The sequence below is a fragment of the Novosphingobium sp. genome (genome assembly GCF_030696665.1).
Lineage (GTDB): Bacteria > Pseudomonadota > Alphaproteobacteria > Sphingomonadales > Sphingomonadaceae > Novosphingobium.
The window spans coordinates 23,392-38,964 of record NZ_JAUYRV010000052.1; the positions used below are offsets into that span (position 1 = coordinate 23,392).

Consider the following 15,573-nt stretch of genomic DNA (forward strand, 5'->3'; position numbering starts at 1 on the left):
CTTACTTCGCAAGCACCGGCTGAACCTTGTCACCCGGATTGAGGAACCCGCCTGCGCGCAGCACGATCCGCTCGTTGCCGGAAAGCCCCTCAATCACCGCAATCCCGCGCGCGTTCACTTCACCGGTCTTCACCGGTCGGCGCTGGGCGACGTTGTCCTTGTCGACGACATAGACAAACGAACCCTTTTCATCGCTGAGGATCGCTGATTCAGGCAGCAACGGCGCAGTAATCGTGCCCGAACGCAGCTTGGCGCTGGCAAATCCGCCGGGCCGTAGCGCCTTGTCATAGGTAAGCGCGATGCGGGCAATGCCTTCGCGCGAGGTCTGGTCGATGGTTGGCGAAAGTTGCCACACTTCTCCGGTAAAGGTGCGAGCCGAGCCGACCGGGATGACTTCAGCAATTGCACCAACCGACAGCTTCGCCAGTTCAAATTCCGCCAGCCGTGCCTGCATTTCCATCTGCCCGTCGCGCGCCAACGAAAACAGCACGCCGCTGCCCGAGCTGACGATCTGACCCGGCTCAGCCGCGCGCGTCAGCACGAGGCCCGCAGCCGGTGCCACGATATTGAGCCGATTTGCCCGCTCCCGCAACTCACCCAGCCCGGCGCGCGCCACACCCACCCGGGCCACAGCGGCATCGCGCGTGGCGGTCAGGCGGTCAACGTCGGCCTTGGAGATGAAGCCACGCTCGACCAGCTTGAGTGCACGATCAAGATTGGCCTGCGCCAGCCGGCCGTCCGCCGCAGCCACTTCAACATTGGCGGCTTGGCTGGCAACCTGCTGTCCCTGCACCGAACGGTCAATCACGGCCAGCACCTGCCCGGCCTGAACCCAGTCACCGGCATCGACCAGCACACGCGTGATCTGGCCACCTTCTCCAGCAACGCCGACCGGCATTTCACGACGCGCGGCAATCGTGCCGCTGGCCGAAATCATGCCGGATATGGTGGTTTGCCCGGGCACGACCACAGTCACGACCTGCGATTGTTCGCTGGCGTCACTCTCGGCTCCGGGCGTGGCGCTGCCATGCATGAAGTACCACGCACCGATCAGCACCGCGATAACGACAGCAGCAATGATCCAGATGCGCCGACGGGACCGCCGCGCGCCACCTTCTCCATCAAAATCGTTCAGAGCCAGATCGTTCACAGCCTGCGCGCCCTCGGCATCAATGGTCGTTTCGTAATTCATGCTTTTCCCTGCCATCGTACCGTCCCGGCAATCTACCACATTGGCATACTACCGTACCGCAGCGAGGACTGGCCCCTTGTTGCTCGAGTTGGTGTGTTACATTCATAACGCACTGGCCGCAAGCATTGCGGCAACGCCCGCCATGACAGGTCAGGCACGTGTATTAGACCCCGATCCGACAAGGCGCAATTCCGTCTCGACGAAGGACTTACGCCAAAACGGATGGCGTGTCTTTCTTGCACCTGTAACTTTCTGTAACGCTTCTTCGTGAAATCACGATGCAAACTTGCCGCCAAGCCAACCAGCGCAACAGATGCCCCAAACAACAACAGCCGCCTCCCGAAAGAGACGGCCGTTGCGAAACGAACTGGCTGGGGCGATCAGTACTTGAGCTGGCGCTCGTAAAGGTCGCGGTAGTGCTGGATGCGAGTCACGCGCAGGCCCTGCATCCCCGAACGGTCAACCGCGCGTTGCCACGAGGCGAACTCTTCGAGCGTGAGGCTGTAGCGCTCGCACACCTCATCGATCGTCAGCAGACCGCCGTTGACGGCGGCCACAACTTCGGCCTTGCGACGCACGACCCATCGCGTCGTGGAGGGCGGCGGCAGGCTATCGACCGTCAGCGGTTCGCCGAGCGGCCCGATCACCTGTGCAGGACGGATTTTCTGGTTCTCGATCATGTCAATCTCGTACTTCAGCGCGGCCCGACCAGACCCCGGTTGTTGCATCAACGGTTCTGGCCAAAAGTGCTTTGCCATTCACTGAAGAGTTTGGGTTAACAGGACATTCATAGGTTACCATCTGCGCCGGAACGCCTGAAAATCCGGTCGTAATGAGTCTGGCGGCAACCGCATCGAAGCTGCCGGTCGCGCCAGCGTCGCCCTGCTCAGGTCCACGCATGAAAGCCCGACGCAGATCCTGCATGGCGGTAATCTGGGCGCAAAGCCCGTGCCATGTCAGCGGACGCAACCCGAAAGCCGTATCATCCAGTGCCCAGGCGGCAGAATTTTCGAAGCTCATATCCATCGCCAACCGATTTAGGCGCGAGATGGCTAAGGTCCGGTAAAGGCCGCCATTACCTTTTGTTCAGGTCGTCGCATTTCTGACACGGAATCGGCCCGGGCTATGGGTTTTGCGCTCAAAAGCTTTTGCGCCTATGGCACGCGCGATGATCGTAGACTCCACAGATACAAACCTTTTCGACCTTTCCGGGCCACTTTCGGCACGGCGAATCGTCGTTGCCATGTCTGGCGGCGTCGATAGTTCAGTTGTTGCCGGAATGGCTGCTGCCACGGGTGCAGAAGTCATCGGCGTCACGCTCCAACTCTATGACTATGGCGCTGCCACCGGACGCAAGGGTGCGTGCTGCGCGGGCGACGATATTCGTGATGCTCGCCAAGTGGCCGACCGGCTCGGCATCGCGCACTACGTGTTCGACCACGAATCGAGCTTCCGCGAAGAGGTCGTCGAGCGCTTTGCCGACGATTACCTGAACGGACGCACGCCGATTCCCTGCGTCCGCTGCAATATGGGGCCGAAGTTCACCGATCTGCTGGCGATGGCGCGCGAACTGGGGGCAGACTGCCTTGCCACTGGCCACTACGTCCGCCGCGTGATGGGGCTGAACGGCCCCGAACTCCACCGCGCCGCAGACCCGGCGCGGGACCAGTCTTATTTCCTTTACGGCACGACCGAAGAACAACTCGCCTTCCTGCGCTTCCCCTTGGGGGGCCTGCCGAAGACCGAAACGCGCCGGATGGCCGAGGCAATGGGCCTGGCCATCGCGGCCAAGCCTGACAGTCAGGACATCTGCTTCGTCCCCGATGGCGATTATGCCAAGATCGTCCGCGCCGTCCGCCCCGAAGGTGATGCGCCGGGCGAAATCGTCCACGCGGCCAGCGGCGAAGTGCTGGGCACCCATCGCGGCATCATTCACTATACCGTGGGCCAGCGTCGCGGCCTCGAAATCGGCGGACAGCCTGAACCGCTCTACGTCGTGGGTCTCGATGCGCCCGCGCGCCGTGTTCTGGTCGGCCCGCGCCCGATGCTGGCGGTCGGCAGCGCGGTGATTACCGAAACCAACCGCATCGGCCCCCTTCCGCAAGGTCCGCTCACGGCAAAGGTCCGTTCGATGGCAAAGCCCGTGCCGGTAATGCTCGAAGGACCGTTCGGCGATAATGCCAGCGCCACAATCCGTTTCGCCCAGCCCGAATACGGCGTCGCCCCCGGACAGGCGGCAGTTATCTATGCGGGTGAGCGCGTGGTCGGCGGTGGGTGGATTGATTCGACCGAGCGGTGGGACGTCCGGTAACCTTCTACTTCCAAGGCTCGAGCACGCAGCCCCAGCCTTCCTTGTACGTCGCCGTCTGGCTGAACATCAGCGCGAATCGGGCGGTCACGCTTTTGGCCTGCGCATCCTCGCTCAGGCTCACCAGTTCCATCCCCGGCTCGAAATCCTTGGCGCAGTCTGAAAGCGTGCGCCCTCCGGCATAGCGGCATGAACAGGCTACGCGCGCGCCATAGCTTGTACCGGTCATCGCGTAGCTGCTGATCGTTGACCAGAACACCGCAAGCGCGACCGTCGCAAGCGCCAGCGCGCCCAGCACCAGACGCAGCCACCAGCGCCGTTTTGGTCCAATCGTCAGCGACGGAGCTGTGGGGGAACTATCGTTGCCGGTTGCCATGACTGCCGATTCTGGTGGATGGACAGGCCCGATGGCCCGTCGTTCGCTCTCCCTTATAATGTCGCTCGCGCTGCTGCCAGCCCTCGGCAGTTGTTCGCAGGGGACGAATGCGCCAGCAGGCCCACCGCCCTTGTCTGACAGGGCGCTGAAGGCTGTGGTAAAGGCCCCGGGAGCAGACCGCGAAAAGCTTGCCCGCGCGATTGAAAACCTCTTCGCCGAAGACATGGGTGAAACCCGCGCGGTGCTCGTTATGAAGGGCGGGCGGATAGTCGCCGAACGCTATGCCCAAGGCTATCACGAGAACACCCGCTTCGTCAGCTGGTCGATGGCCAAGTCGGTCACCGGTGTGATGATTGGCATGTTGGTATCGGATGGCCGGTTGCGGCTTGATGAGACAGCGCCGGTCCCCGCATGGCAGCGCCCCGGCGATCCGCGTGGTGAAATCACCTTGCGCCAGCTGCTCCAGATGCGTTCCGGACTGCGCCATTCCGAGGCGATCGACCCGATCTACGAATCCGACGAAGTGCGAATGCTGTTCCTTGATGGGCGCGAGAACATGGCCCGCTATGCCGAGGACCAGCCGCTGGAAGCCGAACCCGGGCGCAAGTTCGAATATTCCAGCGCCACCAGCGTGATCCTCGCCGATCTTGCCGCGCGCGTCCTGACCCCCGCGCCCGATCCCGAAAGCCGCCGCAATGCCGTGGCCGATTATCTGCGCACCCGCCTGTTCGAACCGGCAGGAATGAAATCGATGCTGCCCGAATTCGACCGTTCCGGCACGCTTGTCGGCGGATCGCTGATCCACGGCACCGCGCGCGACTGGGCGAAGTTCGGTGAATTCCTGCGCAACAAGGGTTCGGTAAAGGGCGCGCAGATCATGCCGCGCCAGTGGATCGACTTCATGGTCACACCCTCCCCGCGCGAGGGACAATACGGCGCACAAATCTGGCTGAACCGCCAGGCCACGAACGGCGATTCCTCACTGTTCCCAGATCGCGGGCCGAAAGACCTGTTCGCCTGCATCGGCCATCTTGGCCAATATGTGCTGGTCAGCCCAAGCCTTGGCCTGACCGTCGTCCGCCTCGGCAAAACGCAGGATGATCAGGGCGACAGAGTTGTCGATGGCCTTGCCGATGTGGTGGCGCTGTACCGCTAGGGCAGCCTGAACAGGCCTTCCACGACGGTCACACAATCGCCGCCCAGCAGCACGCGATCACCCTCCAGCCGGCAAGCGAAGTCCGCCCCGCGCGTTGAAGCCTGATGCGCGGCAAAGGCAGTGCGGCCCAGCTTGTGCGCCCACATCGGGGTCAGCGCGGCATGGGCAGAACCCGTCGCAGCGTCCTCATCAATGCCCCCGCCCGGCACAAACACGCGACTCACAATATCGGCGCCCGACGCATGGCCTGCGCCCGGCGCGGTCGCGATGAACTGGGCATCGCCGTACTGCAGCAATGCCTTGAAATCGGGAGCCAGCGCCAGCACGTCGTGCGCTGAAGCATAAACGAACAGGTTATATCCCTCGCACTGCCACACCTCATCCGGCACCGGAGCGCCAAGCATCGGCACCGCCGCATCGAAACTGCCGGGCGCAGTTGGAACCACCGGCAGCGACAGGACATAGCGGTCACCATCGCGCGCCACTTCCAGGATGCCTGCCTTGAGCGTAGCAAAGGTCACACGCCCGCGCATCGGGTCTTGCCCCAGCACGACATGGCCCGAAGCGAGCGTGGCGTGGCCGCACATCGGCACTTCGACTGCAGGGGTGAACCACCGCAGCTCGAAATCGGCCGCGCCGGTGTGGTCGGGCACCAGAAACGCAGTCTCGGCGAACATATTCTCCGCGCCAATTGCCTGCAGTGTGGCGTCGTCGGGCCATGCCTCAAGCATCATGACCGCCGCCTGATTGCCGCTCAGCGCCCGCGCGGTGAAGGCATCGACATGAAAATAGGGGACTTTCGCATCTCTCATGCGCTGGGTGCTCCTTGCGCCAATATCGCCGGACTGGTGCCATCCACGCCCGATTCAAGCAGGTTTTCCGCGCCCATCAGCCCTTCATCCACCAGCCCTTCGGGATCGGGATGAATGAGGATTTCGACGCCCGGAAACGCCACCATCAGCTTCTCCTCGATCTCGTCCATAACCCGGTGCGCCTCAGTCACGGTCATGCGCCCGTCGATCCAGACGTGGAACTGGACGAAATCACGATCGCCGCTGGTGCGCGTGCGCAAATCGTGCAGGCCCTTCAACTCCGGGTGCTGCGAGACCACTTCAAGAAAGCGCTCGCGCTTTTCCAGCGGCCATTCGTGGTCCATCAACTGGTCCACCGCGGCCTGCGACGCGCCCCACGCCCCCCACGCCAGCCACAGCGCAATGCCGAACGCAAACACCGCGTCCGCCCCGCGAATGCCTGCCCAAGCCTCAAGCAGCAGCGCCGCAATCACTGCAAGGTTGAGAAACAGGTCGGACTTGTAATGCACATTGTCGGTGCTGATCGCGAGGCTTTGCGTCTGGCGGATCACATGACGCTGGTAGGCCAGCAGGGCCAGGGTCGCCGCCATCGCGATGGCTGAGACGACCACGCCCGTTTCGGCCTGCGCCACTTGCGCCTGCCCCAGAAACTGGCCGACCGCGCGAAAGGCAATGCCGATGGCTGAAATAGAGATGAGCACGACCTGAAACATCGCCGCCAGCGCCTCGGCCTTGCCGTGGCCAAAGCGGTGGTTGGCGTCGTCTGGCATGGCGGCAACCCACACGCCAATCAGCGTTGCAACGCTGGCCACAAAATCAAGCGCCGTATCGGCAAGGCTCCCAAGCATTGAAGCAGAGCCGGTAGATAGCACCGCCCACAGCTTCATCCCCACCAGCAGGAGCGCCACCACGATGCTGGCAAGGGCGGCCTTGCGGTTCAGATTGGCATGTTCAGCAGTCATACGCGCTGCCTTAGGGGTAAAGCAGGCTGCTGGTCCAGCCGCCAGCGCCATCGGCAACAAAGCGGCGGCGTTCATGCAGGCGATAATCTCGGTCCTGCCAGAACTCGATGGCGGCTGGCGTCACGCGATAGCCTGACCAGTGCGCCGGGCGCGGCACATCACCATCGGAATACTGCGCCCGCAGCGCGTCGACGCGGTCGAGATAGGTTTGCCGATCAGGCAGCGGGCGCGACTGGTCTGACGCTGCCGAGCCAAGCCGCGATTCGGGATGTCGACTGGCGAAATAGGCATCGGCCTCGTCCGCGCTCACTTGAACGATAGGGCCTTCAATGCGGATCTGGCGACGCAGCGATTTCCAGTGGAACAGCAGCGCGACATGGGGATTGGAGGCCAGTTCCCCGCCCTTGCGGCTGTTGAAGTTGGTGTAGAACACAAAACCGTCTGCACCGTGCCCTTTCAGCAACACCATCCGCACCGAGGGCAAGCCATCGGCCGTGGCGGTGGCGAGCGCCATTGCATTCGGGTCGTTCGGCTCGCTCTGCTGCGCCTGCGCGAACCATGCTTCGAAGATCGCGAGGGGATCGGCGTGAGGGATCGCTTCAGAATTCTGTTCAGACTTCACGGCAGTTTCCTGAAAAGGTTTACGGGGTTTACACGGTCCAAGGGAGAAACTGTCAGGGGCGTTTCTGGCGCTGCCTGAGGCCCCCGCCTTCGCGGTGACGCAACATGCAAACTCTGCTCGAAGCGGCGCGTTTCTCAATGACCGGGATCAATTCCATGAAGCGGACCTACTCCCCAAAGCCAATGTAGGAAAGCCAACCTTGCGGGCAGGCCCTGCGCGCCCTAGCTATGCGGCATGGCCGATCCGTATTCTACTCTGGGAGTTCCGCGCAGCGCGAGCGAGAAGGACATCAAGTCCGCCTATCGCAAGCTGGCCAAGGAATTGCACCCCGACAAAAACAAAGACAACCCCAAGGCCACGGAGCGCTTCTCCGAGGTTACCCGCGCCTATGACCTGCTGACCGACAAGGACAAGCGCGCCCGGTTCGACCGTGGCGAGATTGACGCCGATGGCAACCCGGCAGGCCCGTTCGGCGGAGGCTTTGGCGGCGGCGGGTTTGGGGGCGGCTCTCGTGGCAATCAGGGCGGTTTCCGCCATGACGGCGGGTTTGAAGGCGGTGCTGCCGAAGGCATCGACATTGGCGACATCTTCGAAGGGCTGTTCGGCGGGCGCGGCGGCATGGGCGGCGGTCCGGGCGGAGCGCGGCGCGGCCCACCGCCCAAAGGTGCGAACGTCAGCTATCGTCTGAAAGTGTCGTTCGAGGACGCGGCGACGCGCGCCAACCAGCGCATCACGCTGTCCGATGGCAAGACCATCGACCTCAAGCTTCCTGCAGGTGTGGAAAGCGGCCAGCAGATGCGCCTTGGCGGCAAGGGCGAAGCCGGCCCCGGCGGCAGCGGCGATGCCATCGTCACCATCGAGATCGGCACCCACGCATTCTATGAGCGCGATGGCGACAATATCCGGCTCGACCTGCCGGTCAGTCTGGCAGAAGCGGTCTACGGCGCGAAAGTGAAAGTGCCCACGGTTGACGGCGCGGTCATGCTGACGGTCGCACCCGGAAGTTCCAGCGGACGCACATTGCGGCTCAAGGACCGGGGCTTTTCACGCAAGGACGGCACGCGAGGTGACCAGTTGGTCACACTGCAAATCGACCTTCCTGCAGAAGATGCGGACCTTAAAGCCCGTCTCGATGGTTGGCAGGATATGAGAAACCTTCGCAGCAAACTTGGTGTCTAAATGAGCGCCCCCGGCCAGCCACCGCCGGGTGAAGATCCGGGCGCACCCCTCCCGATGCTGTACATGCCGAACCTCTCGCCCGAGGCACGGCGGCGGGATGCCATGCGTTGGCGCGCAGGCCTTGGCGATGCGCACCGACGGCTTGGCCCGAACAGCCAATTGCGGATCAGCCGCGCTTGGGAAGTCATCAAGCGCGTCTGGGTCGGCGTGTTCAACGACGGATCGATCCACGCCGGCAATCTTGCCTACATGATCGTCATTGCGCTGTTTCCGTTCTTCATCGCCAGCGCCGCGATGTTTTCCCTGATCGGCGAGGCAAGCCAGCGTGCCGCTGCGATTGACGCGGTGTTGATCGCCATGCCCCCCGTGGTCGCCGCCACCATCGAACCTGTCGCGCGCAGTGTGATCGAGGCGCGCAGTGGGTGGCTGCTGTGGATCGGCGGTCTGGTGGGTCTGTGGACGGTGGGCAGCCTGGTTGAAACGATTCGGGATATTCTGCGCCGCGCCTATGGCACGCAGTGGGAGCATGCCTTCTGGCGCTACCGGCTGATGTCAACGGGCATCATCATCGCATCGGTGGTGCTCATCCTGCTGGCGATTTTTGCGCAAGTGATCATCGGCACCGCGCAGGAAGTCATTCAGGCATTCCTGCCGCAGTTCGGCAATCTTGTTGCAGGCCTTGCTTTATCGCGATTCATCCCGGCAGCGGTGCTTTACGGCGCGCTTTGGCTGCTGTTTATCTCGCTGACCCCCGGTGCCTATCGCGGGCGCAGCTACCCCAAATGGCCAGGTGCGCTGTTCGTCACGGCGTGGTGGATCGCCGTCACCAGCGCCCTTCCCGGCCTGTTGCGGACCTTTTTCTCCTACGATTTAACCTATGGCAGCCTTGCCGGCATCATGATCGCCCTTTTCTTTTTCTGGCTGGTCGGCTTAGGGATGGTCGTGGGAGCCGAACTCAACGCCGCACTTGCCGAAACGCCGGAAGAACGCGACATGCTGGGACAAGCCGACAATCGCGCCCACATCAATGACGGGCAGCGGGATCGAGACGATAGAAGCGAGAACGAAAACGCATGACCGGACTTATGCAAGGCAAACGCGGATTGATCATGGGCCTGGCCAATGACAAGTCGCTGGCCTGGGGCATCGCCAAGAAACTGCACGAACACGGCGCAGAACTGGCCTTCTCCTATCAGGGTGAAGCGCTGGAAAAGCGTGTGCGCCCGCTGGCGGAAAGCCTCGGCAGCGATTTCCTGATCGAATGCGACGTGGCCGACATGGACGCGCTGGACCAGACGTTTGAAACGCTGAAAGCCCGCTGGCCCACTATCGACTTCATCGTTCACGCCATCGGCTATTCGGACAAGACCCAGTTGCGCGGCAAGTATTACGATACCACGCTCGACAACTTCCTGATGACGATGAACATTTCGGCCTACAGCCTTGTCGCGGTGACCAAGCGCGCGATGGAGATGATGTCGGCAGGCGGATCGATCGTGACGCTGACCTACTACGGTGCGGAAAAGGTTGTGCCGCACTACAACGTGATGGGCGTGGCCAAGGCGGCGCTGGAAGCCAGCGTGAAATATCTTGCCAACGACTGCGGTCCTGCGGGCGTGCGCGTGAACGCGATCTCGGCCGGGCCGATCAAGACGCTGGCCGCCAGCGGCATCGGCGATTTCCGCTACATCCTGAAGTGGAACGAGCTGAACAGCCCGATGCGCCGCAACGTGACCATCGACGATGTGGGTGGCGCAGGGCTTTACCTGCTGTCTGACCTTGCATCAGGCGTGACGGGTGAGACGCACCATGTCGACGCGGGCTACCACACCGTCGGCATGAAGCAGGAAGACGCTCCCGATATTGCGCTGGGGTGATTGGCTGAACGGCTCGCGCCGAAGCCCACCCCCAGCCCCTCCCGCCTGCGGGAGGGGAGAAAGATAGCGCTGGTTTGCCCTCCCGCAGGCGGGAGGGCCGCGAGACTTACTGAACGCAGTGAAGTCAGTCGCAGCGGGGTGGGCTAGTTGCTCGGCGGAGCTGGCGTTGCAGCAGGCACACCATCACGTTCACGCTTGAGCCGGGCCTCATATTCACGCTCGATCTGCTCGACGCGCGCCTGTTCGGCGGCAGCATCGGTATCAATCGTGCTGAGCCGCTTTTCACGCTCTTCCTCGATCAGCTTGCCGAACTGCACATCGGGGCCGTTCTTCTTTTCGGCATAGGCGCGGTCGATCAGCTTGCTGAGGCAGCCGGTCGCGCCGCCACCGCCCACTGCGGAGCAGGAATTGGTGCCGAATGAACCCACCGTTTCATAGGCCTTGACGCGATCCGTCCATGACCGGTTTGCCGGTGATTCAAGATTGTCGCGGAAAGGTTTCGGAATGCGGAAACGCTCTTCCTCTTCCTTGCGCGCGCAGACGGTGATCGTGTTGCCATCGGACTTGGGGCAGGGATCATCGCCATAGACGATCAACTGGTTCACCCGCTCGCCCGAAGAATCGACCATTCCTTGATCGGCCCCTTGAGCAAACGCAGGGATGGCAAGCGCGCTGGACAGCAGCAGGGCGGCAGGAATCAGGCGCTTCATCAAGGATCTCCGGTCAGGCTATGCCCGATATAGGGCGCGTGCGCTGTGAATGGTAGATGAAGAGCCGAATTGCGCAGGTGGTTCCTTGGCGCTCGATCAAATCCGCTTCGAAACCGCGATAGCGGCGCGGCAGCCCATGCGGATAGCATTGAACAGCAAGGGATAAGCCGGAGCCTGTTCCGCACCTGCCGCCAGCGCAGCATCGCGGTGTTCGCGCTCGTCATCGCGGAATTCGCGGATCATTTCGGCGAGTTCAGGGTCGCTGTCGCCCAGCTCCTCAAGCTGCTCGGTGTAGTGCAGGTCAATCTCGGTCTCAATCGCGGCGGTACAGGCCATCGCCGCTTTCGGCCCGATCAGCGCGGTTGCCGCGCCCAGCGCAAATCCTGCAACCGACCAAATCGGCTGCAACACTGTGGGGCGCACGCCGCGTTTTACCAGCAGGGCATCGAAGCGCTTGCGGTGATCGGCTTCCTGTTCGGCCATCGCGGCAATCTCTGCCGAATGCGGTGCGCGGTTGCCCATGACCGCCAGTTGCCCGGCATAGATCTGCGTCGCGCCGAATTCTCCGGCCTGATCCACACGCAACATTTGAGCGGTTTTTGTCATGGCGTCAGGCTCCCTTGCGGCCTTTTCCGAGCAGCGCGAAGACAAGCACCGCACCGCTCAGCGATATCAGGAAATTGAACCCGGCAAGACTGATTCCGAAGAGGGACCAAGGGGCAACGTCACACCGGATCACGGGCGCGTTCATGATCGCATCAAGCGCATTGCCGCCGCTTTCCGCCACGGTGGCGCAGGCGGTCACACCTTCCCACCAACCATACTCGACGCCCGCGTGAAACCCGCCGATCAGCCCTGAAATGCCAGTGGCGGTGGCGGCAAGGATCACCGCCATGTCGCCCGCGCCTTTGCCCCTCACAGTCAAGGCCAACAGCGCCAGCACAATCGCTGCAATATGCGGATAGCGCTGCCACCAGCACATTTCGCACGGGTAAAGCCCGAACACATATTGCGAGATCAACGCACCCGCCATCAGGCCGCCGGGGATGAGCAAGGCGAGCGCGTAGGCGGCGTTTCGGGATTGTGCGGCAGTCATGCCCGGTGCCCTATTACCGCTTCATCTTTGCGGCAAGAGCGCTCCGTGGGGCGGTGCGACCCAGCGTCTGCACCGCATAGTACATCTGGAAATCCTTGATGTTCTTAGCCTTCAGCTCTTCGGCTGTCATCTTGAAGCGCGGATCGTCGACCTTGTCCTTCTCAAGATCCTTGTCCTCAAGCTTGATCTCGTTGATCAAATGCCCGCGCAGGTCGCTTTCGCGATAGGAGCGCGCCTGCCGTTTGCGCAGGTCCGGGTCGGAAATCTGCGGCACCATGATATCGGGATCAATGCCGCCCTCCTGCACCGAACGGCCCGATGGCGTGAAGTAGCGCGCCGTCGTCAGCTTCACCGCCGTATCGCGGGTGAGCGGGATCAGCGTCTGAACGCTGCCCTTGCCGAAGCTGCGCTGGCCCATCACAACGGCGCGATGTTGGTCCTGCAGCGCGCCAGCCACGATTTCCGAGGCGGAGGCCGAGCCTTCATCAATCAGCACGATCATCGGCGTGCCCTTGGCGATGTCGCCCTTGGTATCAATCTCTGCCGGATAGACTTCGGTATCGCGGGCATAGCGGCCACGCTGCGAAACGATGGTGCCGCGTTCAAGGAACAGGTCTGACAGGGCAATCGCTTCGTCCAGCAGGCCTCCGGGGTTGCCGCGCAGGTCCAGCACAAGGCCGGTGACACGTCCGCCTGCTTTGGCTTTCGCGTCGGCCCAGGCCTTCTTTACCGAGGCCCCTACATCGGCGCTGAAGCTGGAGACCGAGATCACCGCGACATTGCCTTGCAGTTCCCACTCCACCGGCTTCAGCTCGATGATCTTGCGGGTGATGGAAACATCGAATGGTTCGTCGCGGCCCGGGCGGAACACGCTCAGCTTGATCTGCGTGCCGGGAACGCCGCGCATCTGGTCGACCGCTTCGTCCAACGATCCGCCGTAGATCAGCTTGCCATCAAGGTGCGTGATATAGTCGCCCGCCTTGACCCCGGCGAGATCGGCGGGGCTGCCCTTGGTCGGCGCGATAACCTTGACTGCGCCGTCATCGAGCGTGACCGAAAGGCCAAGCCCGCCGTACGATCCTTCAGTCTGCGTGCGCAGATTCTCGAAATCGCGCGCATCAAGATAGGCGCTGTGCGGATCGAGCGACGACAGCATCCCGTCAATCGCGCCTTTCAGCAGCTTTTCATCGTCAATCGGCTCGACATAGTTCGACTTGATCCGCTCATAGACCGCCAGCAGCTTGCCGAATTCCGGCCCCGTGCGCGAATCGACAGCCGCCAAGCCGGATGTGGCAGCAGGAATCAGCGCAACGGCGGTAACCAGCGCGGTGGCGCGCAGCAGATCGGCGAACTTCATTGCCCGTGGGGCCTTTCGCGAAGACGTGTGCATTGAGGCGACTGTATAACCGTCGGTGAATTAACGCCAGATGAGGTTTTGGGGCAGGGTTTGGCCTGTTGATCGACCAAGGACAAACCCAGGTCGTTCAACTTCAGGGCTAACCAGCATTCTGATCCAGCGGATTAACCGGCGCGCCATCGCGACGCAATTCCACGGTCAGCACCGGACGCCCCGGCCCGGCAGTGCCAAGCGGCGAACCTTGCACCACCTTGTCCCCAACGCGCGCCGCAATCCGGCCAAGATTGGTAACCAGCGTGGTCCAGCCGCCATCGTGTTCGACAATCACGATAGTGCCATAGCCGCGGTAAGGCCCGGCAAAAGCCACGCGGCCATCGGCGGGCGAAACCACTTGCGCCCCCGCCGCCGGAGCCAGCGCGACGCCGGTGGTGAGACCAGTTGGCGATTCCGCCCCAAAACCCCAGACGAGCCGCCCGCTGACCGGCATGATCCACGGCAGCCGCTCGGCATTGGTGACAAGCAGCGGCGGTGGTGTATCAACCACTTGCAGCACATCACCCGGGCGGCTTGGTGGCAGCACCGGGCCGGGCAGCGCGGCGAGTTGTTTGCGCAGCGAGCCGTCCTCCTCCAGCCGGTCGAGCAGCGAGGACAAATCGCGCGTCTGTTCGGCCAGCGCCATTGCGCGGTCGGATTCGCGGCTGGCCACCCCTTGTGCTTCGCGTGAGGCAAGGCGCTGGCGGCTTTCCAGCGCAGCCAGTTCGGTCCGCCGCGTCAGGAGGGATTTCTCGCCCTCACGCCGCTCATCTGCCGCCATCTGTGCGTCGGCCTGCAGCTTGCGGCTGCGCTCGATCTCGATGCGCAAGCCAGCGGTGCGGCGGCGCACTTCTGGAAGCATGGTTTCCATCACCGCCCGCAGATGCACGGTATCGCGCAGGCTTTCCGCACGAACGAGGCTGAATGCCAGCGGACGGCGCGCCATCAATTGCAGCGCTGCCGTAAGCCGCACGACCGGCTCCTGCCGCTCGGCCATGCGGTTGCGCAGGCGCTCGCGCTGCTGGTCGATCAGCGCGATTCTGGCTTCGGCCACCTGAATTTCCGCCTCGGACTGCTGGATGCGCGCGGCGACGGTGGCCACTTCCCGCGCGGTGCGGTCAGCCTCGGCGGTCACCTTGCGCGCTGACTGTTCAAGCGCATCGGCGCGGGCGCGTGACTGGGCGAGCGCCTGCCCTGCCCGGCGCAACACTTCGCCCGCCTCACCCGCATCGGCGTATGGGCTGGCCTGCTGCGCGGTTGCCTGCCACGCAGCAACACCGGCCAAAGCCAAACAAGTAGAGATAAACGCAAACCGTGACGTCATGCCGCCGCTTATCCCTCGCGATGATAAGGATGGCCAGCAAGAATGCTGGTGGCACGCCAAAGCTGTTCGGCCAGCATCGCGCGCGCCAGCATGTGCGGCCATGTCGCCTTGCCGAACGCGATCAGCAGGTCGGCAGATTCACGCAAGGGATCATCATGCCCGTCCGCCGCGCCGATCAGAAACCGTGCCTCGCGCACGCCATCATCGCGCCACCGGCCAAGGATCGCGGCAAATTCGCTTGAGGTCAGCTGCTTGCCGCGCTCATCGAGCGCGACGGTGCGGAATGGGGTCTGCGTGGGTGGAGGAATGGTCCCGCCCCGGTCGGGCAGTTCGGAAACTTTCAGGCCCCAGGCAATGCGCTTGGCATACCGCTCCACCAGCTCCGCCTCGGGCGAACGACCGATCTTCCCGCGGGCGATGATGTGCAGCAGCATGGGCGCGGTCTAGCGGGGATTGGCGGGGAAATGAATCCCCGATTGTGCGGTGGCAGCCCACTCCCCCGCCCGGCTACCTTACCGGGTAGGCTCTGGGTGGCCGGGCGGGGGAGTGGGCTGGTGCCGCAAGCCCTC

18 protein-coding genes are annotated in these 15,573 nt (G+C 63.0%); 5 read left to right on the forward strand and 13 right to left on the reverse strand.

Features of this window, described 5'->3' with window-relative positions:
- Position 1: 1 nt before the first annotated feature.
- The 3 genes from Q8R81_RS16450 to Q8R81_RS16460 all read right to left on the reverse strand — a co-directional run bounded on the left by Q8R81_RS16450 (position 2) and on the right by Q8R81_RS16460 (position 2,218).
- Positions 2–1,192 carry an efflux RND transporter periplasmic adaptor subunit gene (locus Q8R81_RS16450; protein WP_305619607.1) on the reverse strand — a complete coding sequence of 397 codons (1,191 nt, stop codon included), beginning with the start codon at positions 1,190–1,192 and terminating at the stop codon, positions 2–4.
- A gap of 380 nt (positions 1,193–1,572) precedes the next feature.
- On the reverse strand, positions 1,573–1,872 hold the full coding sequence (locus Q8R81_RS16455) for a DUF1153 domain-containing protein (protein WP_054106994.1): 300 nt from the start codon (positions 1,870–1,872) through the stop codon (positions 1,573–1,575).
- A gap of 1 nt (position 1,873) precedes the next feature.
- The gene (locus Q8R81_RS16460; protein WP_305619608.1) at positions 1,874–2,218 is read right to left on the reverse strand and encodes a hypothetical protein; all 345 of its coding nucleotides are present in this window, start codon (positions 2,216–2,218) and stop codon (positions 1,874–1,876) included.
- A 142-nt stretch (positions 2,219–2,360) separates the two neighbouring features.
- On the opposite strand from Q8R81_RS16460, the gene mnmA reads away from it, so the two are divergent.
- On the forward strand, positions 2,361–3,503 hold the full coding sequence (mnmA, locus tag Q8R81_RS16465; protein ID WP_305619609.1) for a tRNA 2-thiouridine(34) synthase MnmA: 1,143 nt from the start codon (positions 2,361–2,363) through the stop codon (positions 3,501–3,503).
- A 4-nt stretch (positions 3,504–3,507) separates the two neighbouring features.
- Here the strand turns inward: mnmA and Q8R81_RS16470 are convergent, their stop codons facing one another.
- Positions 3,508–3,876 (reverse strand): hypothetical protein, encoded by a 369-nt coding sequence (locus Q8R81_RS16470; protein ID WP_305619610.1) that lies wholly within the window; start codon positions 3,874–3,876, stop codon positions 3,508–3,510.
- A gap of 31 nt (positions 3,877–3,907) precedes the next feature.
- Between Q8R81_RS16470 and Q8R81_RS16475 the strand changes: the two genes are divergently transcribed.
- Positions 3,908–5,032: a serine hydrolase gene (locus Q8R81_RS16475; RefSeq protein ID WP_305619611.1), complete on the forward strand. Its 1,125-nt coding sequence runs from the start codon at positions 3,908–3,910 to the stop codon at positions 5,030–5,032.
- On the opposite strand, the gene Q8R81_RS16480 is transcribed toward Q8R81_RS16475, so the two are convergent.
- The 3 genes from Q8R81_RS16480 to pdxH are packed head-to-tail and all read right to left on the reverse strand — an operon-like array spanning position 5,029 to position 7,428.
- Positions 5,029–5,844, reverse strand: coding sequence for a PhzF family phenazine biosynthesis protein (locus Q8R81_RS16480; RefSeq protein ID WP_305619612.1), 816 nt, complete (start codon positions 5,842–5,844; stop codon positions 5,029–5,031). The genes Q8R81_RS16475 and Q8R81_RS16480 overlap by 4 nt on opposite strands.
- A complete protein-coding gene (locus tag Q8R81_RS16485; RefSeq protein WP_305619613.1) occupies positions 5,841–6,806 on the reverse strand; it encodes a cation diffusion facilitator family transporter in 966 nt (321 codons plus the stop codon). The genes Q8R81_RS16480 and Q8R81_RS16485 overlap by 4 nt, the downstream gene beginning before the upstream one ends.
- 10 nt (positions 6,807–6,816) lie before the next feature.
- Positions 6,817–7,428, reverse strand: a complete 612-nt coding sequence (gene pdxH / locus Q8R81_RS16490) for a pyridoxamine 5'-phosphate oxidase (protein ID WP_305619614.1) — start codon at positions 7,426–7,428, stop codon at positions 6,817–6,819.
- 234 nt (positions 7,429–7,662) lie between these two features.
- Between pdxH and Q8R81_RS16495 the strand changes: the two genes are divergently transcribed.
- From Q8R81_RS16495 to fabI, 3 genes are all read left to right on the forward strand, one after another.
- Positions 7,663–8,607, forward strand: coding sequence for a DnaJ C-terminal domain-containing protein (locus tag Q8R81_RS16495; protein ID WP_305619615.1), 945 nt, complete (start codon positions 7,663–7,665; stop codon positions 8,605–8,607).
- 63 nt (positions 8,608–8,670) lie between these two features.
- A complete protein-coding gene (locus Q8R81_RS16500) occupies positions 8,671–9,684 on the forward strand; it encodes a YihY/virulence factor BrkB family protein (RefSeq protein WP_305619809.1) in 1,014 nt (337 codons plus the stop codon).
- Positions 9,681–10,484, forward strand: a complete 804-nt coding sequence (gene fabI / locus Q8R81_RS16505; protein WP_305619616.1) for an enoyl-ACP reductase FabI — start codon at positions 9,681–9,683, stop codon at positions 10,482–10,484. The genes Q8R81_RS16500 and fabI overlap by 4 nt, the downstream gene beginning before the upstream one ends.
- A 143-nt stretch (positions 10,485–10,627) precedes the next feature.
- Here fabI and Q8R81_RS16510 read toward each other — a convergent pair whose 3' ends face one another.
- The 6 genes from Q8R81_RS16510 to Q8R81_RS16535 all read right to left on the reverse strand — a co-directional run bounded on the left by Q8R81_RS16510 (position 10,628) and on the right by Q8R81_RS16535 (position 15,438).
- Entirely contained in the window at positions 10,628–11,194 is a 567-nt protein-coding gene (locus Q8R81_RS16510) for a hypothetical protein (RefSeq protein WP_305619617.1), read from the reverse strand.
- 96 nt (positions 11,195–11,290) lie between these two features.
- Positions 11,291–11,800, reverse strand: coding sequence for a demethoxyubiquinone hydroxylase family protein (locus Q8R81_RS16515; protein WP_305619618.1), 510 nt, complete (start codon positions 11,798–11,800; stop codon positions 11,291–11,293).
- A gap of 4 nt (positions 11,801–11,804) precedes the next feature.
- Positions 11,805–12,290 (reverse strand): disulfide bond formation protein B, encoded by a 486-nt coding sequence (locus Q8R81_RS16520; protein ID WP_305619619.1) that lies wholly within the window; start codon positions 12,288–12,290, stop codon positions 11,805–11,807.
- A 13-nt stretch (positions 12,291–12,303) separates the two neighbouring features.
- Entirely contained in the window at positions 12,304–13,647 is a 1,344-nt protein-coding gene (locus tag Q8R81_RS16525; protein WP_305619620.1) for a S41 family peptidase, read from the reverse strand.
- A 139-nt stretch (positions 13,648–13,786) separates the two neighbouring features.
- Positions 13,787–15,004, reverse strand: a complete 1,218-nt coding sequence (locus Q8R81_RS16530; RefSeq protein WP_305619621.1) for a murein hydrolase activator EnvC — start codon at positions 15,002–15,004, stop codon at positions 13,787–13,789.
- An 8-nt stretch (positions 15,005–15,012) separates the two neighbouring features.
- Positions 15,013–15,438, reverse strand: a complete 426-nt coding sequence (locus Q8R81_RS16535; RefSeq protein WP_305619622.1) for a 23S rRNA (pseudouridine(1915)-N(3))-methyltransferase RlmH — start codon at positions 15,436–15,438, stop codon at positions 15,013–15,015.
- Positions 15,439–15,573: the final 135 nt, after the last annotated feature.

What these genes read in the sequence shown, in the direction of transcription:
- Q8R81_RS16450 (WP_305619607.1), bottom strand. Translation starts at nt 1,192, where the DNA reads ATGAATTACGAAACGACCATTGATGCCGAGGGCGCGCAGGCTGTGAAC.
- Q8R81_RS16455 (WP_054106994.1), bottom strand. Translation starts at nt 1,872, where the DNA reads ATGATCGAGAACCAGAAAATCCGTCCTGCACAGGTGATCGGGCCGCTC.
- Q8R81_RS16460 (WP_305619608.1), bottom strand. Translation starts at nt 2,218, where the DNA reads ATGGATATGAGCTTCGAAAATTCTGCCGCCTGGGCACTGGATGATACG.
- mnmA (WP_305619609.1), top strand. Translation starts at nt 2,361, where the DNA reads ATGATCGTAGACTCCACAGATACAAACCTTTTCGACCTTTCCGGGCCA.
- Q8R81_RS16470 (WP_305619610.1), bottom strand. Translation starts at nt 3,876, where the DNA reads ATGGCAACCGGCAACGATAGTTCCCCCACAGCTCCGTCGCTGACGATT.
- Q8R81_RS16475 (WP_305619611.1), top strand. Translation starts at nt 3,908, where the DNA reads ATGGCCCGTCGTTCGCTCTCCCTTATAATGTCGCTCGCGCTGCTGCCA.
- Q8R81_RS16480 (WP_305619612.1), bottom strand. Translation starts at nt 5,844, where the DNA reads ATGAGAGATGCGAAAGTCCCCTATTTTCATGTCGATGCCTTCACCGCG.
- Q8R81_RS16485 (WP_305619613.1), bottom strand. Translation starts at nt 6,806, where the DNA reads ATGACTGCTGAACATGCCAATCTGAACCGCAAGGCCGCCCTTGCCAGC.
- Q8R81_RS16495 (WP_305619615.1), top strand. Translation starts at nt 7,663, where the DNA reads ATGGCCGATCCGTATTCTACTCTGGGAGTTCCGCGCAGCGCGAGCGAG.
- Q8R81_RS16500 (WP_305619809.1), top strand. Translation starts at nt 8,671, where the DNA reads ATGCCGAACCTCTCGCCCGAGGCACGGCGGCGGGATGCCATGCGTTGG.
- fabI (WP_305619616.1), top strand. Translation starts at nt 9,681, where the DNA reads ATGACCGGACTTATGCAAGGCAAACGCGGATTGATCATGGGCCTGGCC.
- Q8R81_RS16510 (WP_305619617.1), bottom strand. Translation starts at nt 11,194, where the DNA reads ATGAAGCGCCTGATTCCTGCCGCCCTGCTGCTGTCCAGCGCGCTTGCC.
- Q8R81_RS16515 (WP_305619618.1), bottom strand. Translation starts at nt 11,800, where the DNA reads ATGACAAAAACCGCTCAAATGTTGCGTGTGGATCAGGCCGGAGAATTC.
- Q8R81_RS16520 (WP_305619619.1), bottom strand. Translation starts at nt 12,290, where the DNA reads ATGACTGCCGCACAATCCCGAAACGCCGCCTACGCGCTCGCCTTGCTC.
- Q8R81_RS16525 (WP_305619620.1), bottom strand. Translation starts at nt 13,647, where the DNA reads ATGAAGTTCGCCGATCTGCTGCGCGCCACCGCGCTGGTTACCGCCGTT.
- Q8R81_RS16530 (WP_305619621.1), bottom strand. Translation starts at nt 15,004, where the DNA reads ATGACGTCACGGTTTGCGTTTATCTCTACTTGTTTGGCTTTGGCCGGT.
- Q8R81_RS16535 (WP_305619622.1), bottom strand. Translation starts at nt 15,438, where the DNA reads ATGCTGCTGCACATCATCGCCCGCGGGAAGATCGGTCGTTCGCCCGAG.